Source organism: Enterococcus sp. AZ126 (assembly GCF_051714545.1).
In the GTDB taxonomy this organism is placed as follows: domain Bacteria; phylum Bacillota; class Bacilli; order Lactobacillales; family Enterococcaceae; genus Enterococcus_L.
Window position 1 is genome coordinate 1758701 of the sequence record NZ_JBIOSB010000001.1, and the last position, 24417, is coordinate 1783117.

Below are 24417 nucleotides of genomic sequence, written 5' to 3' on the forward strand. Positions count from 1 at the left end.
GTATATGACTTTTGTTGTGTTTTTTTGTTAGTCACTTTTTTTCAATACAAATCCACATTTTTTTTTACTCATTTTTTTGTATAGTACTCAGTATAACTAGCTTTCAGAAAAGAATTGTAATTTCCAGTTCAACCCTATCACAATAAGAAAGAAGGATCGTTCAACGATGTCGGAACATTCAGAAGAAAAATTATTCAACAAAGGCTTTATCAGTATTACTTTGATCAATTTTGTGGTGTATTTAGTGTATTATTTGCTAATGGTGATCATTGCCGTAATCGCTCAAGATACGCTTCATGCAACACTAGGGCAAGCTGGACTTGCCTCCGGTATTTATATTATCGGTACATTATTTGCCCGATTGTTTATGGGTAAGATGTTGGAACTGATTGGGAGAAAGACCGTACTAAGATACGGCGCTTTGTTTTATCTCGTTACCACGATTGCTTATTTGTACATTCCAAGTATTGGGATTCTTTACCTGGTCCGCTTGCTAAATGGTTTTGGGTATGGAGCGGTCTCAACTGCAACAAATGCAATCGTGACAGCTTACATTCCCAAATCAAAACATGGTGAAGGAATCAATTATTATGGATTAAGTACCAGTTTAGCTGCAGCCATTGGTCCCTTTATTGGAATGGTATTATTAAATACTATGAGTTTTTATTTTATTATCCTATTTTCGATCGTCCTTATTTTAATTACTACAATTGCGTGTTTTATCTTCCCTGTTAAAAATATTCAATTAAGTTCAGAACACAGAGCAAGCTTAGCTCGTTTTAGTATTGATAGTTTCATTGAAAAAAAAGTATTGTTTATTTCATTTATTGCATTTTTGATGGGTCTTTCTTATTCTAGTGTTTTATCTTTTCTATCTTCCTATGCTAAAGCAATCGATCTTGTCAGTGCAAGTTCCTTTTTCTTTGTAGTCTATGCTTTAGTGATTACAGCGACTCGTCCCTTATCTGGCCGCATTTTTGATGCTCGTGGTGAAAATGCTGTAATGTATCCTAGTTTTATTTTTCTAACGGCTGGTTTACTTTTACTGAGTGTGACGACTAGTAGTTGGATGTTGTTGGTTTCAGGTGGTCTGATCGGTTTGGGTTATGGTACGTTCATGTCTAATGGGCAAGCCATTTGTTTAAAAGTCAGTCCAAACAGTCACCGTATCGGGATTGCATTGTCGACTTACTTTATTGGTTTAGATCTTGGGCTTGGTGTCGGGCCTTATCTTTTAGGAGAATTGCGTAATGTCACGTCATTTTCAGGCTTATATTTAGTCGCAAGTATTATTCCTGTGATCTGTATCATTCTTTATGCTTTGTTTTATCAATCAAAAACAACAGATCAGACGGTAATTCCAGCAAAATAATAACCAAAATAGAAATGAACGAATCACTACCATATTAAAGGAGAATAAAGATGAATACAGATGAACGTATGTTAGAAGTTTTACAGAAAACCTTGGTAAAGATCGAAGAATTGAATGCTCGTTTAGGACATATTGAACATGACCTTACTGCTTTAGACCAGCATCAAACAACGATGGATCATTACGCTAGAGCAATTGAGCGAACATCTAAAAATAATAATATTATGGGATAACTCAAATCACTAGACTAACGATAAAAAAATCAGAACGCACAATCCTTTTCAATCACTCACTGAAAATGACTTGTACGCTCTGATTTTCTATTTTTTAAAACGCAGGTGTTGACGTTTCACCATATTTTGTTTCAAGTAATTCTCGAACTTTATCGCTTGTCATCGCTTTTTTTAGGGCGTTGATTTTATCTGAGTCCTTGTTATCTTCTCTAGCAACTAAACTGATTGCGAAACGATCATCTACTTTATTTTCCAAAAGAATCGCATCCTTTGGTGTCAAACCAATTTTAGCAATATAGGTTGGATAATTGTAGACCATTGCAATGTCTTTTTCATTATATGCTTCGGCTAAGTTTAATAAATCAACAGAGACCCAATCGAAATTTTTCGGATTTTCCACGATATCTTTGATTGTTCCATCAAACCCAACGCCTTCTTTTAATTTAATCAAGCCAGCATCATCTAAAATTGCCAGTGCACGTCCTTCATTGGAAACGTCACTTGGTAATGCGATTTTGGCTCCTTCTGGAAGCTCTTTGATGTCTTTGTATTCTTTAGAATAAAACCCGACTTTAGCATTATAAATTTTTTGCACTGCTACTAAATGACCATCTTTTTCTTTATTGAATTTTTGCATGAATGGCTCATGTTGGGCAAGGTTTGCATCGATTTCTTTAGCATTTAGTAATTCATTATATTGAATATTGTCGTTGACTTGAACCAATTCTACTTTATATCCGTCTTCGATATTTTTTCCTGCCAACTCGACTATATCAACCGTTGACGGAATATGTGATGCAACTTTGATGACTTTATCTTCTTTTTTCTCCGTATCGGCTGCTTTTTTCTGACCTGTGCATCCTACAATTGCGACTCCTGCTAAAACAAAAAAACTGATCAATGCTTTTTTTTTCATGGTTTTGCTCCTAACGATTATTTTTTATTTATTCTTTTAGCAAACCAACTACCGCTGATTTGGATAAAACTAACAAAAATGATCATGATAACGATTGCTGTATACATTACTGCGTATTCATAACGCTGATACCCGTAACGTATTGCAAAATCACCAATCCCACCACCACCGATCACACCCATCACGGTTGAATAAGAGACCATACTAATAACTACCGATGTCAATGCTAAAACTAAACCCGAACGCGCTTCAACATACAAAAAACGAAAAATCAATTGAAACTTGGTACTGCCTAAAGATCGTGCAAGTTCTAAAATATCATTAGGTATTTCTAAGAGCACTTGCTCCACAAGCCTGGCATATATTGCGACTGCTACAAAACTTAGCGGTAAAGATGCTGCATAAGTGCCAAAGGCTGTTCCTAGTATAAATCGGGTAAATGGAATCAATGCCACTACAAACAATAAGAAGGGAAATGAACGAATAATATTAATATAGCCATTCAAGAAAATTCCTATCCAATAATTAGAGTTAGTCGGTATTTTTTTTGTTAAGTAGACGAAGGTTCCAAGTGGTAAACCAAGCACTATTGCCGCAACAAGCGAAATCAGAATCATTATGCCACTTTCCGACAATGCTTTGGACAATTCGGGAAGGTAATAACTGATTTTATCTATATACACTGTTATCATCCTAAACTCTCCTGTACTCTCTCATAATAGGTGCTAAATTGTTGTTGTTCTTCTTTTTGAATAGCTATCGTTTCCAATACTTTGCCCTTTTCTAAAATTGCTGTTCGATTACACAACTGCTTGATCAAATTTAATTCATGACTCACAATAACCATCGTCGTACCAAATGTTTGATTGATTCTTCGTAATAATGCCATGATATCGTACGCATTTTGTCCGTCTAAGGCAGAAGTTGGTTCATCACAAAGTAAAATTTTAGGGCGTGTAATCAATGCTCGAGCAATCCCCACACGTTGTTTTTCACCACCGCTAAGTTGTTTAGGATAATGCTCTCCCTTATCTGTTAAGCGCACAAATTCTAGGACTTCTTGAACCTGCTGGCTATTATAAGCTCCATTCAAGCGTAAAGGAAGTGCGATATTTTCGTTCACCGTTTGGTTCCCAAGCAAGTTAAATTGTTGGAAAACCATACCGATTTGTTTACGATTTTGCCGTTGTTCGACTTCGCTCAACTGCATCAAATCGACTCCAGCAACTTTGACTTTACCTTGACTTGGTTGTTCTAATGTATTGATCATTCTTAATAGGGTTGATTTTCCAGAACCACTTTCACCGATCACACCAAATAATTCATGCTCTTTTATTTGTAGATCAACATGATTCAATGCTGTAACGACCGTTTTATTGTGCCTATAGCTTTTTGAAACTTTTTCAAATGTGATCATGTTATTTCCTCCAACTTAATCAACCAACAACTGAATAAATTCAGCTTTAGAAACATTGTTAAAATAATCCTCGACTGTGATTTCAGCCAACACTTGCTTGATTGCTTTTTGCTCATATTGGCATCCAATCAATAAATTCTCGATTTCCTTCGTCTCTTTTTTGCTAAAATAGTCACCATAGATCGTGACTGCTGAGATCCGTCCTTTTTCTACAGAAATATTGGCTTCAATTAATCCACCTTTAAATTTCTCTTCTCTTTTTATCGTATATTTAGGTTCTTCACCAAATATCCAAGCATCATTTCCATAGATGTCTGCCACTAATTGATCGATTGCTTGCTCGTCTTTTTGCGTTAGCTGATATTCCTGTGATTTGATTTCTTCCATTGTTTTAGCGTTAAATAGATGCAACAATAAGCGGTCTCTAAATGCTTCAGTGGAGATTTCCTGAAATTTCTTTTTTAGATAAGGCTTGAGATTTGTCACACGGCTTCTGACAGACTTCGTCCCTTTTGAGGCTAGTTTTTTCTCAGAAACGGTCAATACTCGATTTACTTCATCTAAATCGACATCTAGCATCAATGTCCCATGAGAATACATTTTTTTATTTTTCGTGTACATGGCATTGCCTGAGAATTTTTTTCCATCGATCAGTAAATCGTTTCGGCCGCTAATTTCTGCACCCGTTGCGCCCATTTCATGTAAAGCATCAATGATCGGCTGCGTGAATAACTTAAAGTCTCCAAAAGTTTCATGCTCTGCATTCACAACAAAACTAAAACTTAAATTCCCCAAATCATCATATACTGCTCCACCACCCGATAATCTTCTGGTAATCGTGATTTCGTGCCTCAAAGCATAACTTAAATCAACTTCCGCTCGTACATTCTGGTTACGTCCAACGATGACACATGGTGTTTGAATATAAAATAAAACAAGTGGCTCATCAAATATTCGCTGATTTAATAGATACTGCTCCGTCGCTAAATTCCGACGAATATCACGAGAGGGCATAATAACATACTGCATTTTATTCCTCCTTTCTATAAAAGGGCTTTCAATATGAACGCTGAAAATTCTGATAATTCTAACAACAAACTTAGTCTAACATTCCAATTAATATTATTACATATATTTGCTCAAAAAACCTTGATTTTATAAGGAAAATCGATATATTATATAACAGAAATTTGAACATAGAACAGTTTTTAGTACACAAAAACAATACATCATTAAGACATCTTTGATAGATATAAAATAAAAAACACAATAATCAGAAGTACCTCTGATTATTGTGTCATTTTCCTGTTATGACGATCAATTCTTAAATGTACATCTCAAAAGAATACATGAGACTCATCCACAATTATTTTTTTTCTACTAAACGAATTTGAACGGCTTCCATTCGAAGTGATTTACCTGTTGTTCCAGCTGTTGCACCGTTTGAAACATATTTGCTCCAACCTTCGCTTTTAGAATGAGCGCGATATTCAACATCATATCTTTTCGCTAATTCTCCAGTTAATTTAATTTGGATGGCTTCCATTTGTAATGATCTACCAGTTGTTCCTGCTAATGCACCATTTGCTTGGTAATCTTGCCAGCCAAATTTGCTGACATGTGCACGGTATTGAATGCCACCGTCAATTCCCTTAACTGAAGTTAATACATTTAGATCTTCTAAATTCAATTTAATTCCTTCAAGGGCTAATTTTCTACCTACTGTACCAATAATTTCATCTGTGCTAACAGTAGGTTGCCAACCGATTTTGCTGACGTGCGCTGTTCCTTTAACAGCTGGTACTACTTTTTGAGCGTTTTCTAGCTGTTTTTGTAATTTAGCTTTTGTATCAGCATCACGGATTTTATCAATTGTTTTGGCTGCTTTATCAAATTCTTTTCCATTGATTTGTGCTTCTGCTAATTCAATCAACGGTTGATCGTGAATAAGGTCGTCAGCTTTTACTAATGCTTTAGCTTCTTTTTCAACCGCTGCTTTTGTTGTTAATTTAGAAATTTTTTCTTTGGCTGCTGTTTTTTCTTCAGCAGTCATATTTTCTAATGCATCGATTTGTTTGTTTGCATCAGCTTTTGCTTCTGATAAAGCAATACTGTCATTTAGTTTTTCTTGGTATTGTTTACGTGTGCTATCAGATTTTAATTGGTTGATTTTTTCTTGCGCTTGCACATACGAACCAGAAGCGATTAAAGAATCAATTTCATTCGTTAATTTTTTATCATATATTTTGATGGCTTCTGCTTTCGCTGATTCATAAAGTGCTACCATGTCTTCTTTTTCTGTTAATTCGTTTAGTTCAGATTTGTAATCACCTTTTTGAGAATCAGTTAATCCTTCTAATCCATCAATTGCAACCCTAATTGCAGCTTTTTTATCGGCTGGATTTTTAGCGTCTGCAACCTTACGATCATTGATTAATTGCTTGACTTTACTTTCAATAATATTAATTTCATTCTCAGTTGTACATTTATAAACTTGATCTGAGAACTGTTTCTTTTCTGTTAAGGTTAATTCATTTGCACCATTAATTGCATTTACTAACGCTACTTTTTCACTTTGAATCTGAGTTTGTGCATCTCTTATAGCATCGTCCGCCTCTTTAGCTTTACCTTCAATAACTTCAATATCAGAAATGCTTGTTTGAGCATTGATTTCAGCTTTATATCTTTCTTTTGCCGAAGCTGAAAGATAGTTCATTGCATCAATTTTTTCTTTGGCTTCATCTTTTGCTTTTGTTAGTTTTGCAGCATCTTCTTTTACCTGTTTATTGGATTCGTTTAATTCATAAGCAACTTTTAGTGCTTTTTTAACATCATTTGGTGTTTTTGCATTATTAATAGATTTTAACGCAGAGTTTGTTTGTGCTGGCGTCAAATCTGCTAGATCCTTAAGTGCTTCTTTTGCAATGGATTGCGCCGATTCCAAATCAGCCACTTGAATTTTTTTGAGATCATTTTCATAAATAGCCTCTGATACGATTGCTTCGATTTGTTCTACTGTAGTAGTATTGGCTGAATGGATCCTTACTATATAACCATTTATTTCGCTCGAATCTAGAGCTGCTAATGCCTTAATTTTTTTAGTTGCATTATCCTTTTCATTCTGTACTTTCTTAGATTGATCCGCTGTTTTAGCATCTGCTAATTTAGCTTTCACAGTTTTTGAATTCGTTGCATCGTTGATAGACGCAATGAGTTGGTCTTTCTCAGTTTGTAAAAGATTTGTAAGTGCTTGGATCGCTTTAACTGCTGCCTCTTTTGCAACAATTAAATTTGCTATTTCTTTTTTTCTAGCAGCTTGTGCTTCAGCTAAAATTTTAGCAATCTCCTCTGCTGTATTACTTAAGTCAATATGTCTTGCGTAGTTAGGCGCCGTCATATTAGATTCGAAACCTAAAGCGTCGATTGCTGATTTTGCCTCATTCCGTGCGGCAGCTAAATCTAATTGTTTGATTTTCTCAACTTCTAAGAATTGCTTCCAATCCTTTTTAACAGCTTTAACAGCTTCTTCGGTCTTAGCTGAATCTACTTTATTATGGAATCGTTTTACATCTGCAGCTGTGACTATAGTACCTGCTTCTGAACTAATTAGAGTTTTTACTTCGATTTTTAATCCATCTAAATCAGCAACTTTTTGATCGTCGATCGCTTTATCTACTTCAGAATCAATAGTGGCTAAGGTTACTAAGTCTTCATCTGTTTTTTGTATTTTCGAATCAATGATCTCAATACGCCTATTAAACGTGGCTTTTATAGGATCTAGTAGAGAAGAAGTATCCAATTTATTATTTATTTTGGTAATTTTATCTGAAACTAATTCTGCTAAAATCTCTTGATCTGCACTAGTTGCAGCATCCATCACTCTTTGTACATCTTGTGTTGACTTAGCATCTGTAATTTTAGCGATATAATTAGCTTTTTCTATATCTGAGATATATTTCATCCCCTGAATGATTGCTTTTTGCTCATCCTTATATTTTGGAAAATCAGCTCGAGCGTCATTTTTAGCTTTTGCAGTGGCTACAACTTTGTCTGCTTCCGCTTTATTAGCTTCTAATGCAGATTTAAAAGCTGCTTTTGCTTGACCATATTTTTCAGGGTTATTATGCAGGTCTGTATTAAAAGCTGACTCTAGTCTTGTTAATCCAAGTGCTAATGTGATTTCACCTTTAAAATCAGTTTTCTCAGTTTCTTCTAAAAAACTAAAAGCATCAATTTGTTTCGTATATCCTTCTGAAAGTTTACTAACTTCTTTGGCAATATCAGCTTGATATACTTTTACTAAAGCATCGTTTAACTGAATTTTATTTTCTGCCTTGTTTACTGCTTCAATATATGGTGCTTTTTCTTCTGTTGTTAGAGAAGTCAATTCTCCAATACTTGTAATCGCTTGGATTATCAATTTCTGTAATTCGTCATCTACGACTCTCATTTGCGCTGTTTCAACGTCTGCTTGCTCAGTATCTGTTACTGCAAATGCAGCCATTGGAGTAAGTGCATTAAGTGACATTAACACTACCACAGGGGCTACCACCCACTGTTTTTTTCTCTTATACATCTTGTAAATTTTCTTTGTGTTGCTTTCAGGACTTAAATCGTCTTTTCGGAAATTTTTGTTGCTCTTCATGAATCATTACCTCCATAATAATAATTTTTTTAAATACCAATTTAAAATTAGTACTCACGCAAAGTAAAATAATGGACACAGCCAAAAAAATCCATATAATAAAGTACATAGCATATTAGATTAAGGCGCATCCAATTCCACTCCCATTTCTTCTTTTTTGTAGGAACAAGAAATGTTTTTTTGTTATTGATTTGATGCCTCTCTTACTCGGCTTGACGGCTCAGTTGACGGTCATAAATCAGTATTATAAGTAATAAAATACAAAAATAAAAAACCACTTAAGATCATCAAGTGGTTTTTAATCATTATTATTGTGTTTTTTTTAAAGAGTTATTAGGTTAAATAATAGAAATTTTTTCAATCGCTTGCCGCTCATCTTTCATAAATGAATTTGTGTAGACATCTAACGTCATTTTGGTTGATGTATGTCCGAGCATTGAACTTATTGTAGCAATATTTACACCCATTTCTAAACAACGAGTTGCAAATGTATGCCGCAACGCATGGAAGGGTAGTTCTGTTATTTGAAGTTGTACCAGAAGTTTTTTAAACCGATACGTAATGGTTCTTGGTTCTGTGCAAGAATTTGCTAGACCAACAACATACACACTTGCTGAATGTTGTTTGATCTTGCTTAAATAGATTTCAAGTTGGGTTGACAAAGGTAATATCCGCTTAGATTGAAATGTTTTTGGAGATCCTTCAACAAGAGCTGTTTTTCCTGCATCCACCTGTAAACGTTGTAGCGTTCGCTGAATATGGATTGTTTTTTCACAAAAATCGATATCGCTCCATCGTAACGCACTGATTTCACCTATTCGCATGCCTGTTTCTAACGCTAGAATAATGGGTAAATATTTTTCGTCTAAACGAGCGGCTTCTTTGATCTTCTTTTGTTGTTCTATAGAAAAAGCACGAATTCTTTGCTTTTCAAATTTAGGTAAATCAATATTTAGTGTGGGATCTTTTTTTAACAAATCTTGTCGGACAGCTTGTGCTAATCCATTTTTCAAAACACGATGAACCGCATGAACAGAACTTGATGATAACGACAAGCTCAATTGTAAAATCCACTGATCAATATCTGCCGGCATTAATTCACGAAGACGAATCTCTCCAATATTCGGTAAAATGTGCAATTGGACTTTACTTTTATAGCTATTATAAGTACTTAATTTAACTTTGGGCTTAACAATCGTATCTAGCCAAACGTTTAGCCATTCAGCCAACGTTCCAGTATACGTCGAGTGAAACTCGGGTTCCCTTAGAGAATCGGCTTTTAACAACATTAGCTTCTGTTTGACCTCTAAATATTTTCTGGAATATATGTACCCATAATGAATTTTACCATCTATTTTTCGTTCCTTTATATAGCGACCTTCCCAACGACCATCTTTTCTCTTATATATGTTTTCTCCTCTTTTTGCCATAATAAAATTCCTCTCTCATTTTTCGATTTGTGACGGCGTATTTGACGGCGTTGAAGTGAAAGAACTGAATCGTTGATTTTTAAGTACTTTTCCAACTAATTATACGCATTCCCAATTTTCAGGGGAGAATTATTTATTCATAAAATATCAAAGTAACTGCTTATGTTTTTTTATAAACCGATCTTATGTCTATAGCAGAATAAAATTATGAATGTTTTTTAATAACACAAGAGAGTAAGATTTTTTTTTATAAAAGTAATTACACCAACACCTATTGACATTGAACCTACTTAAATAGTACAATACTATATGTTGAGTGAATAAGTCTGTTTATAAAATCAACATTTTTTATTCATCAAAATTTCATTTTCTCATTTCTTGTTCCTACAAAGAACAAGAAATAATCCCACTAAATTTCTCTCTAACAATAGACCTATTTAATTTAGTTATGTCTATTCATCACTTTTTTCATTTTTCTCTCCATTATGTTTTTTTTGATTAAATCGCTACTCCTTATATCTCATAAATAGGTTTTTACTGCTTCTTTTTTAATTCCTCTATAACCAACAGTTAGTTCACCTAATTATTTTCCATTTATCACCCACTGTTATCGTTTTTTTTGGTTGCTTATTCATAACTGCTAAACTAAAATAACTTGTACCGAAAAGCATCTTATAATCACAACTGTTATTGATTATAATGTTACAGTATTCAACCTAAATATTCCAACTAATGTTGGCTTTTCTACTAAAAAAGAAAAAAAACTATACTTTTTTTCAGTTCCCTTTTCTGTTTCAACCGAGCAAAATTTTTTTATTAATACCCATCCGTTTATTTCTATATTGACTACATACTTTATATATTATTCAAAAAAAACAAGCATTTCTGCAAAATAATTAACAGAAGTGCTTTTTCAATTTGATTTTTTTATAGTTATTCTTATTTTGCTATCAATCACTTTTTTTTACTCCCTTTTATTTTTTCCTCATAACGAAAAAAATTTCCATGGAAAATTACTTATTAGCAGTTTGTTCCTATGAGATCGATCCTAGTCTTCAACTTACTTTCCATTCTACCTTATAACTAAGATAATATTTAAATCAATATCATTTTGAACATAAAAGCGATACAAAAAGTGGAAGAAAAATTCTTACACTTTTCTTCCACTTTTTTATTTGCTCATTTTGATAAAAGGCAATGCACCATCCGTATAAATTTCGTCCCCACCGCCATTACGACCATGATAACTAGTTGTAAAATGTTCCACTAGTTCAATTGAAACAGATTCAGTCGATTGTTTAAACGATTCTAAAACAAAATCTCGTTCTTGATCAACATCTGAATTGATTTTGTGTGTGACTTGGCCTGTAAAAAATGAAAATCCAACTTTTTTATCATAAGTTGCACCGCCCAGCCAATCTGCTTCTCTTCCTCCAGGTAAATACCAGTTATCAGGTGTCTTCCAAAAGCGGACATGATGTCTTCTTCTTGGGTTATTTTCGATTTCCTTTTCAAACGCAATATCCTGTTTCTTATTAAACAAAAATAGGGAACTGACTGGCGCACTGGGATAGGACTTCCCAAATACACTTGCAGCGACCATATGTATACTAGAGCGTAATGACAATGATTCAGCTTTCGTCCAGCCAGAGCTTAAAAAAAGTGTTTCTAATTCAATTTTAGAGCCTGTAAAAGCCAAATTGATAGGATCTCCAAGTAACCCATCACTTGTTCTAGAACGACCAATAAAGTAGTCTGGCAAATAGCGTCCTGTCAGGAATTTATTAATAAAAGGAATTATCAAGTAGGAACTAAACAACCACAAAAAAACATAAAGAAAAATGTGGATTTTCCTTGTTAAAATTTCTGAGAATAATGATGTATAAACTAAATAACCTAAGATAATAACAAAAATGAATCTAAATACCCTAAACATACTGTTCAGTAACGTTTGCTTTTTCATTTAATTTCTCCTACTCTTTTTGTTCTGGATCATACGGAACATACTGACTGTAATTGTCTAGTTCACCTTCAAATACATCATTGACGAAATTACTATAGGATCCCACACCCATCGTTCCCAACTCAGCGCTTGTTTCTGTCATATTATTCATGATTTTTTCTTGATATTCTGCTGAAGTGATCACTGCTCCTGTTTTAAGGTTTTTGTAGTATTTAGGCATTTCACTTCCTCCTTTCTTGAATAAGGTTCCTCTACTACAAATTATACTCATTTCTCAGGTAAAGTCTTCTATTATTATTCAGATTGTTAAATTAAAAAAGGCTAGAACATAACTCTACGAGTTATATCCTAGCCTTAAGGACTCAGAATAAATGCTTCTGTTCCAACTTCTTTTAAAAATATCTAGTTTATTGATGCTTGTCTATTTTTTCTTAATACCAGCCATTAGCCATCCAGAACGCTTGCGCTGCTTCCCATGATCCATAACGACCCGCTACGTAGCTATCCGCTACACTTTCTTGATTTGCTTCAGAGTAGTCTCCATTTAAGTAAGAAGCATCTAACTGATATCTACCGATATACTTACCATTTGTTGCGCTGTATGAACCGCTAGATTCTTTTTGTGCAATCCACTCTTTTGCAGAAGAGGTCGTCGCAGCTGTTGTTGGTGCAACTGTTGTTTCTTCTACAATCGTTTCAGCTTGTACTGGCGCTTCTTGTGTAGGAGTAGCTTTTACTTCTTGTTGAGCTGCTTCTTCAGCTGTACGGATCGTTAGCTTTTCTCCCTCAAAAATCATATTTATATTCGTAATATTGTTGTCTTTTGCAATTAAATCAATCAAGCTATCGTCTCCGTTAAATTGATGAGCGATAGTAGATAATGTATCACCAGATTTTACTGTATATAAGCTATCAGCGTGCGCGTCAGTTGTTCCCATAAAAATTCCAAATCCTGCAGTCAAAGTTGTTGCTAATAAAATCGTTTTAAGTGATTTCATGTTGTTTCTCCTTTGTAAAAAATATTTTCGTCGTTTATTTATCGACTTTGCATACTTTAACATCTAAAAATATTTCATAGGTGAATATATAGTGACAATTCGTTACGAGTATTTTCATTGCGTAACAGTCTGTAAAATACGATCAAAGAAACATGCGTTCGCACTATGTTTGTACTTAATTTGGCGAGTAAAAAAAATCATGATATTTTCTGAAATTTTTCTTCCAACTATATTAATAACAATTGTAATATTACAAAAAAGTAGAATTGTTACAAAATTTCCACCTAATTTTTCCTTTGATAACTGATCTTTTTGAAAAAAAATTGTTTATTTTCAACAGAATAGTGTTTATATATCTGGCATTTTTTCTCATTTATCCACACAAAAAAACAGAAACACATCTAGTTTCCTAGTGTTTCTGTTTCTTAATTGAAGCTTATGCATTAAGTTCTTTTTGTTCGATCACTGATTCTAACAGTCGATTTTCGGTTTGAATAATATCAAAGAATGCACTAATTTTTTCTAATTGTTCATAATCGATTTGATATAATTTTACTCTAGGTTTCAAGAAGAAGAACCCTGGGCGAATTTTTACTCGTTCATTAATCAAATGACATTGTTCCATCATTGAACGTAAATCCATTTCTGATACACTGTTCTTGATTTTTTCAACACGTGCTCGTTCATAGATCCATTGATCTTTGGTTACAGTCATTTTTTCAGTGGTCGTTACCAATTGTCGATTTAACCGCCAAGACTGTTCAATAAATTTTGCTTTTTTATAAAGATCATCATAATGAATCAAATCAATACGAACACGTTTGTACCAGTCTTCTTCATCAATCGACGTATTCTGATGCTTCTTAAATCGTTTTAAGCCACTAACGAGTAAGGTGTTTTCTATGGCGAGCAGCTCGTACTCCAATTTTTCTTTTGCTACCCGCACACGTTCCTTTGACGCTTTCTCTCGCTTTAAACTTTCTTTTAAGAAAAGGACTTCACTTTCTTCTGAGCGAGCTAAATCCATTAGTTCAATTTCATCGCTTGGCTCAATTTCGAGTCTTTCCTCGTCCTCATGCTCTTCATCGCTTTCATCTTCATCTAATAATGAGTCTGTAAAAGCTGCCTTTTTTTCACTATTTTTTCCTATAGATACTTCTACTGGAAAACTAAGGGTTTCACCAGAAAAGGGTACCTCTTCTTCATCTTGAAAGACCGAAAGAAGTTTTGCCTCTAAGATATTGCTGACAGATTCATCTTTTGAATACCCCATCTGTTCTAAGCTAGTCGAAACGACGAATTGAATCGGTTCTTCCTCTGTACCAAAAGATACAGGGATCAATTCACAGAAATATGTACTAAAAATACCATCGACTTCTTCAACTATCTTTGTCCATACAAATTGCGGGAAAAGTTCTTCCAATTCTTCTAATAAAACATCCCAATTTAATTGAGCCTGAAAAAACTGAATTTCCACATGCTTTTTGATAGGCGAAGAAGTAACTTTTCGGGAAACTTCATTATTCTCCCGAAAAGTAAGAAAATCTCCTGTTGAGTGTTCATAGAGTGTCTCACACGCCTCAACGATTTTGTCCGTGTTATCTTTTTGATAGAGAACGGTCCCCATGTTTAATGGGATTGCTTGCTGATGAAAAAACACATCGAAATAATCATTCATTTAAACCGTTCTCCTTTCTTTTTTTTACGATTCAAGGTCATAAACTGGCGCTAAGATAAGCTGTTGTCCTTCAGTTAAAAAGTACTGTTCTAAGTCGTTCCACTCTTTTAACGACCACACAGAGACACCAGTCTTTTTAGAAATACTTGCTAAAGTATCTCCTTTTTTCACTTCATATACTTCTTTTGTTTTCTTGCGAGTTGCACTTACTTGGTAATCTTTTGTTTCTTTTTTACTTGTTGTATCGTTTGTTTCTTTCGTCGCTTTTGTTTCTTTTGTTTCTCTTGTTTCTCTTGTTTCTTTTTTAGTTGAGGATGCTATTTTTGCTTCTTTTTTGTTGGTGGATTGACCGGTTTCTTGATCATTAAATGTATTGGATATTTTTTGAACCATATCCAATGAACGGTCTACAGCATCTTCTTTTACTACAGTCGTACTTTTGTCTTCTTGTTTAGGAATACTTAATTTTTGACCAATGAACAACATACGTCGATCTAATTGATTTTTTTCCAAAACAGCTAATGTAGAAATATTGTATAAGTCGCTAATTGATTTAAGTGATTCACCTTTTTTCACAATGTGCGTAAGGTATTCGATATTTTCATCTTTTTGATCGTTTTTCTTCTCTAACTTATCAAACGATGTATTTAATGTGATTTTTTTAGCTTTTTTTGTCTTCTTCTTGTCTTTTAACGTATCATATTGCGTCAAATCATACGCATCGATCAAACCATTCAATTTTGAATTATAGCTTGTATCTGTCGCATAACGCCCTGTTAAAAACTTCGTCGCATCTTTATGTGATTTTGTGTTACTTTTCCAAGTACCACTGTAAAAGCCACTACTAGAATCAGTTCCACCACGAAGTAACTTCACATAATCGCCAAGAGATTCTTTGTAAGATGGATACTTTCTAAAATCGGAACGAACCGTAAACATACCACCAGAACCATTATCTTCACTCGTTAGGAAATTAGCACTTGCTCCTTCATAGCTACCTTTGATACCAAACAAATTATAATTTGGTGCAGAAGCTAGTGCGCTGTTACCAGATGCACTTTCTAAGATTGCTTGTGCGATCATTACAGATGCATACAAGTTATTCTCACCAGCAATTGAGCGGGCATCCTCACCAATTACTTTAACAAAACTTTTCGTTGTCAAATTAGGACTGATATGGAATACCTGATCGGATCCACTAGCCAAATTTCCATTCGTATTGCTTCCAGTGACCGTTCCAACAGTAGAACCTACACTTGGTCTGTTTGTTTGCGGAGTTGTAACACTCGGCTGTTGGACAGGCCCTTGAACTGGCGGTTTTGGTTTGCTAGGTGTTGGTGTTGGCTTTGGCTTCGGTGTTGGCTTCGGCTTCGGCTTCGGTTTTGGCTTTGGCGGAGTTGTTGTATCCGTCGTATTTGATGTTGTATCTGTCGTATTTGTCGTTGTATCCGTTGTTGATGTATCCGTTGTGGAGCTAGTGTCATCTGATTCACTGGACGACTCACTACTAACTTCTTCAGTCGAATCCTCCGTTGAAGAAGTTGTGCTATTTTCGGTAGAGGAACTAGACTCTGTCTCTTCTACTGTACTTTCTGTTGATTCATGTTCCTTAGTTGAAGATAAAACTGCTACATCTTCATGTTCTTCAGAACTTGAAGTTGCCTGATCATCAATTTCTTTAGCAACTATTGGTTTTACATCGGTAACAGAAAGGACAGCACTTGAAGTAAGCAACCCTACACTCAATAAACGTAATTTTTTACTGTTTAGATTTCTTTTTTTCACTCTGTGTCCTCCCTTTCTTATTCATATGGATCATCTTTCACCAAGCTGATGATTTGGTTGAATGCTTGTTCTGATTCTTCCTTAACATCTTTGATGCGTTTGTAGTAGTTTTGGTATTCGTGTTCTGCGCGTTCTAAGCGTTTTAAGACATTCGCTTTCTTCTTCGTTTCTTCATTGATCAGTTGCGCACGTTGATTTGCTTGGTTTATGATTTCTTTTGCTTGTCTTTTAGCATCCAATAAAACTTCGCCAATGTCTTCTTTAGACAACTGTTGATCGATATCGATTGATTTTTGAGCAAGTTGACGTTTCGTCATTTCTAATTCTTGACGAACTTTTGCTAATTCTTCATAGGCCCCTGTATCTGTTGGTGTATCTGAAGCCATGATCACGATACGATCTTCTGAAAGTTTATCGATTTCTTCTTGTTTTGCCAAAAGCTCTTGTTCGTATTGTCTGATTTTATTTGCAAAGCGCTCTGCTTTCTTTCGGTTTAAGTCTGTTTCGTCGATTTGACGATTGCTTTCACGTAATAAACTATTGTATTTACTTTTTACTTGTTCAAGTTCTGCCATCCGAGCGTCGTAATCTTTTGGCACAGCTTGCACCATCGATAATTCGTTTTCTAATGATTCGTTTGTTTGATGTGCAGCTTCTACTTCATTCTGTAATTGAGAATTTTCTCTTTTACTCTTACGTAGTTCAGTTTTTAGCTCTCGAAGTTCACTTTCAAGTTGTTCAATTTCTTCTTGAAGTTCTTCTAACTCTTCATCGTCGATTACTTCATGAACTGGCGGTCTTTTTTTCTTTGATTTAGGTTTTTTAGACGCTGGTGACTGTTTTTTCTTTTTCAGCGAGAATAATGGACGTTCATCTTCATCTTCATCATACTCATCGTCGTCATCTTCATAATCTTCATCGTCGTCATCTTCATCGTCGTATTCGTCATCATCATCTTCATCTTCATCATCGTCATACTCATCGTCGTCATCGTATTCGTCATCATCGTCATACTCATCGTCGTCATCGTATTCGTCATCATCATCATACTCATCGTCGTCGTAATCTTCGTCATCATATTCATCGTAATCATCATATTTTTTTCTTTTTTTACCTTTGCCAAAAATTTTTAGCATATGCTCACTTCCTTCTACAAAAATGGGATATCTCTTGTTATTGATTATTTTTTAACGTGCTAATTTTAAATACTAAGTACATTATGTGAATTGATATATGTAACTATAGTGACAAGTGCCGTAATCTTTTTTGCAAAAATAATCAACTTCACTCTTAAAGTATCGTTTTCCATAGTTATCAATATAGTATATCTAACTAATCATATTTTAATGACAATCAACTACTTACCTCAATCTGATAAAAACGATTCTCTAAAACCCTACAAAAACAGACCTACCTCTTTCTATTTTATCAGATAAAGGCCAAACAAACAAACTGAATTAGCGCTTTATTTTTACTTTTGTGAAATTAAAAATCATACTCCAGTATTTTTTTCAACAAAAAACGTCCATAGTAAATGAAAATCATGTTTTTTTATTATAAAAATACGAATACAAAACGCATTGAATTTTATTTCTTATAAAAAAAAAGAAACTAATTTAGATATTAGAATTATACGCTGTCACGCAGTTCAAATTACTAATCCTTCTCCATTCTTTCGCTATAAATAGCATTAACATTGAGTTTTATCGAATTCCCAACTCTAAGACTAATTAGAATAAAATAGAATTTTAAAAAAAATAAATGAAAACACACGCTTTTTTAATCTTTCTATTTTTAATAAAAAAGTAGATAAAATCTTTTTTTCCATTGGTACTTATCTTAATATGCATGTTATTAATTTAAGTACAGTGAAAAAATAAAATTAATTATTCTCTTCTATTATTCATTATTTTTTCACATAAAATCTCTGTTTCGTTCACAATCTACTAACGTATTTTCTAATCTAATTATACTCCGACGCTTTTTACTATTCAATTATTAGTTTTTGATAGTGCAAAATACTTGGGTTGTTATTTGACATTTATTTTATAACTAGATTGCTACTATAGCGAGTGTAACAAGCGTAAAATCCATTTTTATTTCACCCCTTAATACAAATAAACGGTGGGACAGAATCAACCTGTTCGGAAATATTCTGTCCCACCCTATACTTCTATTGCTTTGACGGAATCAATAAGCGTAATCCGTTCAAAATAACTAGTAATGTACTTCCTTCATGTGCGATAACACCAATCGTAATGTCCATTTTCCCTAAAATATTCAACGTGATCAATAGAACTACGATAAACATTGAAAAAATGATATTTTGCCAAACAACTCGATCCAAACGCTTAGAAATCTTATGTGCATAGCTGAATTTAGTCAAATCATTTTGCATCAATACAGCATCTGCTACATCGATCGCGATGTCCGTTCCATCTCCCATTGCGACACCGATATCTGCCGTTACTAGAGCAGGAGCATCGTTGACGCCATCACCTAGCATCGCTACATTACCAAAACGCTGTTGTTGTTCTTTGATGATTGCTGCTTTATTTTCCGGCAAGACATTCCCAACAACTTCGTCTATTCCGATTTGACGTCCCACTGCTTGCCCTGTTAATTCTGCATCTCCGGTGATCATTGTTGTGTGGATACCTTGTGATTTTAGATAGCTGATCACATTTTTTGCATTTTCATTTGGTACATCCATCATAGCGATCAACCCAATTACTTCGTTATTTTCAGCAAAATAAACAACCGTTTTGCCTTCTTTTGCATATTGTTCATTATGCGCATTGATTTGAGCATCAACTTGACTAAACATTTCTGGTTTACCGATTTGATAGGTATTTCCAAGATATTCTGTCACTAACCCTTTACCTATTTCGTTTTCCACCGTTAGTGTCAATTCTATTGTAGGGTTAAATTTGGCTAAGATTGCATTAGCTAAAGGATGGTTGGCTGTTTTTTCCATCGCAACAATTAAATCGATACACGTTTGCTCCGTTAATTGTGCCTTATCTGTTAAGAAATAAAAATCAGTTACGGATGGTTTGCCTTTCGTCAACGTGCCAGTTTTATCAAAAGCAACTGATTTAATCGTTGCCAAGTTGGCTAGATAAGAGCCACCTTTAAATAAAACACCTCTTTTCGCTAAATTAGAAATTCCTGATAAGGTTGCTGGTACAGCACTAGCTGCCAGTGCACATGGTGAGGCAGAAATCAAAAATACCATGCCGCGATAAAAACTCTCATCCCATGACCAGTTAAATAAAAACGGTCCCACTGCGATAAAAATCGGCACAACAATCAAGACGATCGTCACATAATAAGGTTCTAGTTTTTGAATCTTCGTAGCTGTTTTTGACAAGTTGGATTGCGACTGATTGACCAATTGAAGAATTTTCGCAAATACTGTGTCACTAGTGTCTTTTGTCACTTCCATTGTAAACGTGCCACTGCCATTGATGGTACTACCAAATACTTCATCACCGACTGTTTTTTCTCTAGGGATACTTTCACCATTGATAGAGGACTCATCGATCGACGTCTGCCCAGACAGAATAATACCATCGGTTGCAATTTGATCTCCATTCAACACTTGTAGTTTATCCCCAATTTTCAATGTAGCAACATCAACTATTTTCACATTACCATCAGCTTGGATCAAACGAGCTTCTGTTGGATTCATTTTCAGTAAATTAGTAATTTCTCTTTTACTGCGGCCTTCTGCATATTCTTCAAGAAAATGGGCTGCTGCAAAAATAAGGATCAACAAAGCGCCTTCTTCATAATTCCCAATGATCGTTGCACCAAATGCAGCCAACGTCATTAAAATATGGACGTTTGGAACAAATTTTCTTTGTTCTTTAGATTCACTGATCGTATCAACAATACCTTCTAAAATTATGTGATAGCCTGATAATAACATTGCACTTGTAAAAAGAATATTTTGTCCTAACGAACCTTTGTTTAAAAAAAAGGCACTAATAAAAATAGCAAAACCTATAAAATATAAGATAACTGGTGATTTGCCGTGATCGTGATTGTGTCCACTACAGCTTGTGTGATCGTGGTCATGTACTTTTGTTGTATCCATTTTATATTTCCTCCTTTACGGTTGTTTTTCCGAAAAAACTTTTTAAATGAACAACCATTCATATATCTTATGTTTATAATACATGAACAAACAATCATGTGTCAAGTGAAAGTAGACATTTTTTTACAAAAAATAAGGCTAAGATACAACTCTACGAGTTATATCCTAGCCTTAAGGAATCCAAATAAATGATGGGAGCAAAAGTAATGCCTTCAGAAATAAACGCTTCTGTCCCAATCTCTTCTAGTTATTTTATTTCTTCTACTTTAATATATTTAAAACTGTACGGTGAACCAAAACTATGTTTTACGACATCATGAATATTTTTCTTTTGCAATAAAGCCGTTTGTTGTTGATAGATCGGTGCAATCGTGTAATCTTCTGCTAATAAAAGTTGTTCTGCCTGTAGGAGATCTGTCCATCTTTTTTCTTCATCTGCAGCGTCTGTACTAGATGCAGCTTGGATCAAGCGATCATATGATGGATTCTTATAGTTGACATGGTTCAAGCCAGAAGTGGAAGCAAACATGTCTAAAAATGTAATGGCATCTTTGAAATCAGGCATCCATTGACCAAAAGCAATGTCATAATCTCCAGATAAATAACGTTCTTGTAAGTTATTACTTGGCAATGTAGTAATTTCAAAATTGATACCTGGAAGTACTTCAGCTATTTGACTCGCTAAGTATTCAGCTGTCTTTTTCTCCGTATCTGTATCCTTTGTCAGATAAACCAATGTGATCTCATCTTTATTCAGTTCTTCTTTTGCTTTTGCATAAGCTTCTTGTGCGGCGTCTTTATCAAATGTTTGCTGCACACCATTCTCTTTACGAAAATCTTCGCCTGTTTTGGGATTTTGAACAAAATTTTGGGGAACAAATCCTTCAGCTGCAATAGATCCGTCTCCTAAGACATTCTTTACAAATATCTCTCTGTCGATGGCCAACGAGATCGCCTTTCGTAAATTGACATTTTCTAATAGTTTACCTTGATCTTGATTGAAACGGAGATAGCCCATTTTTGTGTCATTTTGATTTTGAAAATCAGGATCGTTTTTATATTGTTTAGAGAATTCTCCATCTAAAACAACACGATCTAGTTCGTCGGTTTGATATAAATTAACAGCTGTACTTGTTGATTTTACAACGGTCGTTTGAATTTCATCGACTGTAACATTCTTTTTATCCCAATACTCTGGATTTTTCACATACTGCCAAGTATCAGAATTTTGTTCCCAACCTTCTAGAATAAACGGTCCATTATATAGAGTTGTTTTACTTGAAGTTCCGTAGTTACTACCTTGTTTTTCCGCGAATGCTTGGTTGATCGGGAAAAACGTTTCAAAGGTCAGTAACGATGTAAAATAAGGGATTGGCTTAATCAAGTGAATTACTAGCGTATGTTCATCTGGCGCTTCTACACCTAATTGATCAGGCTTCATTTTCCCTTGATAAATGGCCTCCGCATTTTGTATAGAAGAAACAAACAAACTAGCGTAAGAAGGTGCCGTTTCTGGTGTGACTGCTCGTCTCCAAGCATAAAGAAAGTCGTCTGCTGTGACGGGTTCTCCATTTGACCATTTTGCATTTTCTCTTAAAGAAATCGTATACGTTTTTTTGTCGTCACTGATTGCTGGCAATTCTTTCGCTACAGCTGGGACTGCTTCATCTTTTTCATTTAATTGGTAAAGGCCTTCAAGAACTTGATTTTGAGCATTAAAACTAGTAAAATCCTCTTCTTGTGTCGTATCTAGCGTTAGCAATTCTGCTGGCTCGGTAAAATGAACAACTGCCTTTTTCGATTCCTTTGACTCTGTGTTTTCAGCGGAATTACAGCCGGCCATAAAAAATAACAGCACCAGTGCGCTAATGGCGAACTTTTTCATTTTGTTCCTCCTATTTCTCTATCGAAACTAGCTTATTAATTTAGATAACATCTAATCACAGCTATTCCTTTAAATAAAAATCAACTCTTCAACAACAGCTATTTCTGGATCTAATGATTGTATGACGGGACAATTTTTTCCTATCAATTTTAATGCTCGTTCTGCTTTTCCTTGTTCATCCTCAGAAACTTTGATTGAAAAAGTGATTGCAACACGACTTAACGGTTTGGCTTGTTTGTCTTCTGCACGCTCGTATGAGATATCTACCTTTTCAATCGTGAAATCGATGTTAGAGTTAGTCAATATTTTCTCATAAACATAGGCTCCACATGCACTAATGGATGCAACTAACAATTCAACTGGAGAAAAACCAATCTCTTTTTTTAATACCCAGTTGCCACTTTGATGCACCAATTCAAATCCTTTTTCACTTGAAATCAATTCCATGTTTTTCGCTCCTTTATTATTTTAGCGTTTTCTTTATTTTACAATGATAGTACAAAATACACGAAACGGATAATACTTTATTCATTAGTATGATAACCAAAAGCTATCAATAAAAAAGCTTCCCACATTCACTTAGAATCCAGAAAACTTTATTAGTAATAATGTAATCAAAATTGTATTTTCAACCGATTATCGTCTTGATTTTTATCTTGAATGATCGAATCGATATATTCTTTTAAAAATTTACTATTTTCAGCGATGATCTGATAGCCAGATTCTGCTTTGATTTTTGCCACCTCTTCATCCGTGATAAAATCATTACCTGAGAAAAAGCGATAGTTTACTTGTCCAACAAATTCAGCTGCTGTGTCTAGTTTTTCGCTATCTGACAATCCAGCATCGATCAATTGAGAATAGCCGAGTCTTTTCCCATCGTCAATAAACAGTTCTTTGATATATTGCGGATAATTTTCTATTTTAGAAATGGCAGCGTTGTTTTCTTTTTTTTGGTAATCAAATGAATCACCGTCTAGTTTCACTATACCGTACCCTTGGGGAGCGATCGAAAAGGAGCTAGATACGATTTCGGTTATTTTTTGATTATTGATTGTTTCGGTCATGATATCTTGCGCGTGAATATGGCCTGAAAAAACAATCGGCACTTGATAATCCGCCAAGACTTGCTTGAATTCGTCCGCATTATTAAGGACAAATCCACTTGATAATAGTTTGTTATGTGCATAAATATTGTGATGCATAAAAACCAATGTTTTTTTATTTTCTTGCTTCGCTATGTCTAATTGTGTTTTGATCCATCTCATTGTTTTTCCTCGAATCGTTCCGCCTGTGTTAGGTCTTGATCGAGGTTCTTTGTCTTCAGGATAAATGTTGGAATCGAGGAAAAGAAAATTATACTGTTGATTAACCGCTACTGAATAACTCAATGAATTTTTATCGTAGTTCGTCGCATTGCCATACCCAAAATCGGCAAAAATTTCTTTAAAGTCAGCAATCGAAATGGCTTCTGTTTTTTCTTGCTTATCCTCAACAAATTTCCTAGCCCAGCCATCATTGACATCGTGGTTTCCTGGAATCACAAAAACATTGATGCCTTTATTCGTTAATTGTTTTAATAATCCAGCCAATTTTTCTGCACTGATTTTTTCACCATTTAATGTTAAGTCACCTGTAATGATCAGCATATCAGGCTTTTTCTCAATGGCTTTGTTGATAAAGGCTTGAAAGCTTTCTTTTTGATAATCCAGTTCTTTGCCTGCTGCTGTTTCTTTAATTTTTTTAAAAGCTGAACCTGAATCCGTTAAACTTTTATCAATATAATGAGGATCACTGATTACCCAAAATTCAATAGCCTCTTTTTTAAATAGCGTTTCTTCTACCTGGCCTTTACCCTTACCAAAATAGATGATCAGCAACACTATTACTAGTATACTGAACAAAATAAACCCGATTTTTTTCTTCATTTATTAATTCCCCATTCTCTATTGTTCCATTTCATTTTATGCTTTTTTCCGAGAAAAAGCGAGAG

General features: G+C 34.5%; 18 protein-coding genes. 2 read left to right on the forward strand and 16 right to left on the reverse strand.

What is annotated here, in order from left to right; all coding sequences use genetic code 11:
* Positions 1 to 166 precede the first annotated feature (166 nt).
* Entirely contained in the window at positions 167 to 1372 is a 1206-nt protein-coding gene (locus IGI43_RS08425; protein WP_438757367.1) for an MFS transporter, read from the forward strand.
* Between the two features lie 50 nt (positions 1373 to 1422).
* Positions 1423 to 1605: a hypothetical protein gene (locus IGI43_RS08430; RefSeq protein WP_438757368.1), complete on the forward strand. Its 183-nt coding sequence runs from the start codon at positions 1423 to 1425 to the stop codon at positions 1603 to 1605.
* 94 nt (positions 1606 to 1699) lie between these two features.
* Here the strand turns inward: IGI43_RS08430 and IGI43_RS08435 are convergent, their stop codons facing one another.
* The 16 genes from IGI43_RS08435 to IGI43_RS08510 form a co-directional block, all read right to left on the reverse strand.
* Positions 1700 to 2521, reverse strand: coding sequence for a MetQ/NlpA family ABC transporter substrate-binding protein (locus tag IGI43_RS08435; protein WP_438757369.1), 822 nt, complete (start codon positions 2519 to 2521; stop codon positions 1700 to 1702).
* 17 nt (positions 2522 to 2538) lie between these two features.
* Positions 2539 to 3213: a methionine ABC transporter permease gene (locus tag IGI43_RS08440; protein ID WP_438757370.1), complete on the reverse strand. Its 675-nt coding sequence runs from the start codon at positions 3211 to 3213 to the stop codon at positions 2539 to 2541.
* On the reverse strand, positions 3210 to 3938 hold the full coding sequence (locus IGI43_RS08445) for a methionine ABC transporter ATP-binding protein (protein ID WP_438757371.1): 729 nt from the start codon (positions 3936 to 3938) through the stop codon (positions 3210 to 3212). The genes IGI43_RS08440 and IGI43_RS08445 overlap by 4 nt, the downstream gene beginning before the upstream one ends.
* 15 nt (positions 3939 to 3953) lie before the next feature.
* Entirely contained in the window at positions 3954 to 4967 is a 1014-nt protein-coding gene (locus IGI43_RS08450; RefSeq protein ID WP_438757372.1) for a lipoate--protein ligase, read from the reverse strand.
* 337 nt (positions 4968 to 5304) lie between these two features.
* Positions 5305 to 8583 (reverse strand): KxYKxGKxW signal peptide domain-containing protein, encoded by a 3279-nt coding sequence (locus tag IGI43_RS08455; RefSeq protein WP_438757373.1) that lies wholly within the window; start codon positions 8581 to 8583, stop codon positions 5305 to 5307.
* Between the two features lie 338 nt (positions 8584 to 8921).
* Positions 8922 to 10013, reverse strand: coding sequence for a tyrosine-type recombinase/integrase (locus IGI43_RS08460; RefSeq protein WP_438757374.1), 1092 nt, complete (start codon positions 10011 to 10013; stop codon positions 8922 to 8924).
* 1171 nt (positions 10014 to 11184) lie between these two features.
* Positions 11185 to 11976 (reverse strand): LssY C-terminal domain-containing protein, encoded by a 792-nt coding sequence (locus IGI43_RS08465; RefSeq protein ID WP_438757375.1) that lies wholly within the window; start codon positions 11974 to 11976, stop codon positions 11185 to 11187.
* Positions 11977 to 11986: 10 nt separating this feature from the next.
* Positions 11987 to 12196, reverse strand: coding sequence for a hypothetical protein (locus tag IGI43_RS08470; RefSeq protein ID WP_438757377.1), 210 nt, complete (start codon positions 12194 to 12196; stop codon positions 11987 to 11989).
* A gap of 211 nt (positions 12197 to 12407) precedes the next feature.
* Complete coding sequence (locus IGI43_RS08475) at positions 12408 to 12974, reverse strand: LysM peptidoglycan-binding domain-containing protein (RefSeq protein ID WP_438757378.1); 567 nt, start codon at positions 12972 to 12974, stop codon at positions 12408 to 12410.
* Between the two features lie 436 nt (positions 12975 to 13410).
* Positions 13411 to 14652, reverse strand: a complete 1242-nt coding sequence (locus tag IGI43_RS08480) for a hypothetical protein (protein ID WP_438757379.1) — start codon at positions 14650 to 14652, stop codon at positions 13411 to 13413.
* A 24-nt stretch (positions 14653 to 14676) separates the two neighbouring features.
* Positions 14677 to 16437 (reverse strand): glucosaminidase domain-containing protein, encoded by a 1761-nt coding sequence (locus IGI43_RS08485; RefSeq protein WP_438757380.1) that lies wholly within the window; start codon positions 16435 to 16437, stop codon positions 14677 to 14679.
* Between the two features lie 17 nt (positions 16438 to 16454).
* Positions 16455 to 17573 carry a hypothetical protein gene (locus IGI43_RS08490; protein WP_438757381.1) on the reverse strand — a complete coding sequence of 373 codons (1119 nt, stop codon included), beginning with the start codon at positions 17571 to 17573 and terminating at the stop codon, positions 16455 to 16457.
* A gap of 1037 nt (positions 17574 to 18610) precedes the next feature.
* The gene (locus IGI43_RS08495; protein ID WP_438757382.1) at positions 18611 to 20539 is read right to left on the reverse strand and encodes a heavy metal translocating P-type ATPase; all 1929 of its coding nucleotides are present in this window, start codon (positions 20537 to 20539) and stop codon (positions 18611 to 18613) included.
* Between the two features lie 247 nt (positions 20540 to 20786).
* Entirely contained in the window at positions 20787 to 22424 is a 1638-nt protein-coding gene (locus tag IGI43_RS08500; protein ID WP_438757383.1) for a peptide ABC transporter substrate-binding protein, read from the reverse strand.
* A gap of 69 nt (positions 22425 to 22493) precedes the next feature.
* Entirely contained in the window at positions 22494 to 22871 is a 378-nt protein-coding gene (locus IGI43_RS08505; protein ID WP_438757384.1) for an OsmC family protein, read from the reverse strand.
* 167 nt (positions 22872 to 23038) lie between these two features.
* Entirely contained in the window at positions 23039 to 24352 is a 1314-nt protein-coding gene (locus IGI43_RS08510; RefSeq protein WP_438757385.1) for a metallophosphoesterase, read from the reverse strand.
* Positions 24353 to 24417 lie beyond the last annotated feature (65 nt).

Coding starts and splice junctions, on each gene's coding strand:
- IGI43_RS08455 (WP_438757373.1), bottom strand. CDS start 8,583: ATGAAGAGCAACAAAAATTTCCGAAAAGACGATTTAAGTCCTGAAAGC.
- IGI43_RS08460 (WP_438757374.1), bottom strand. CDS start 10,013: ATGGCAAAAAGAGGAGAAAACATATATAAGAGAAAAGATGGTCGTTGG.
- IGI43_RS08435 (WP_438757369.1), bottom strand. CDS start 2,521: ATGAAAAAAAAAGCATTGATCAGTTTTTTTGTTTTAGCAGGAGTCGCA.
- IGI43_RS08440 (WP_438757370.1), bottom strand. CDS start 3,213: ATGATAACAGTGTATATAGATAAAATCAGTTATTACCTTCCCGAATTG.
- IGI43_RS08505 (WP_438757384.1), bottom strand. CDS start 22,871: ATGGAATTGATTTCAAGTGAAAAAGGATTTGAATTGGTGCATCAAAGT.
- IGI43_RS08490 (WP_438757381.1), bottom strand. CDS start 17,573: ATGCTAAAAATTTTTGGCAAAGGTAAAAAAAGAAAAAAATATGATGAT.
- IGI43_RS08500 (WP_438757383.1), bottom strand. CDS start 22,424: ATGAAAAAGTTCGCCATTAGCGCACTGGTGCTGTTATTTTTTATGGCC.
- IGI43_RS08445 (WP_438757371.1), bottom strand. CDS start 3,938: ATGATCACATTTGAAAAAGTTTCAAAAAGCTATAGGCACAATAAAACG.
- IGI43_RS08475 (WP_438757378.1), bottom strand. CDS start 12,974: ATGAAATCACTTAAAACGATTTTATTAGCAACAACTTTGACTGCAGGA.
- IGI43_RS08430 (WP_438757368.1), top strand. CDS start 1,423: ATGAATACAGATGAACGTATGTTAGAAGTTTTACAGAAAACCTTGGTA.
- IGI43_RS08450 (WP_438757372.1), bottom strand. CDS start 4,967: ATGCAGTATGTTATTATGCCCTCTCGTGATATTCGTCGGAATTTAGCG.
- IGI43_RS08465 (WP_438757375.1), bottom strand. CDS start 11,976: ATGAAAAAGCAAACGTTACTGAACAGTATGTTTAGGGTATTTAGATTC.
- IGI43_RS08510 (WP_438757385.1), bottom strand. CDS start 24,352: ATGAAGAAAAAAATCGGGTTTATTTTGTTCAGTATACTAGTAATAGTG.
- IGI43_RS08470 (WP_438757377.1), bottom strand. CDS start 12,196: ATGCCTAAATACTACAAAAACCTTAAAACAGGAGCAGTGATCACTTCA.
- IGI43_RS08425 (WP_438757367.1), top strand. CDS start 167: ATGTCGGAACATTCAGAAGAAAAATTATTCAACAAAGGCTTTATCAGT.
- IGI43_RS08480 (WP_438757379.1), bottom strand. CDS start 14,652: ATGAATGATTATTTCGATGTGTTTTTTCATCAGCAAGCAATCCCATTA.
- IGI43_RS08495 (WP_438757382.1), bottom strand. CDS start 20,539: ATGGATACAACAAAAGTACATGACCACGATCACACAAGCTGTAGTGGA.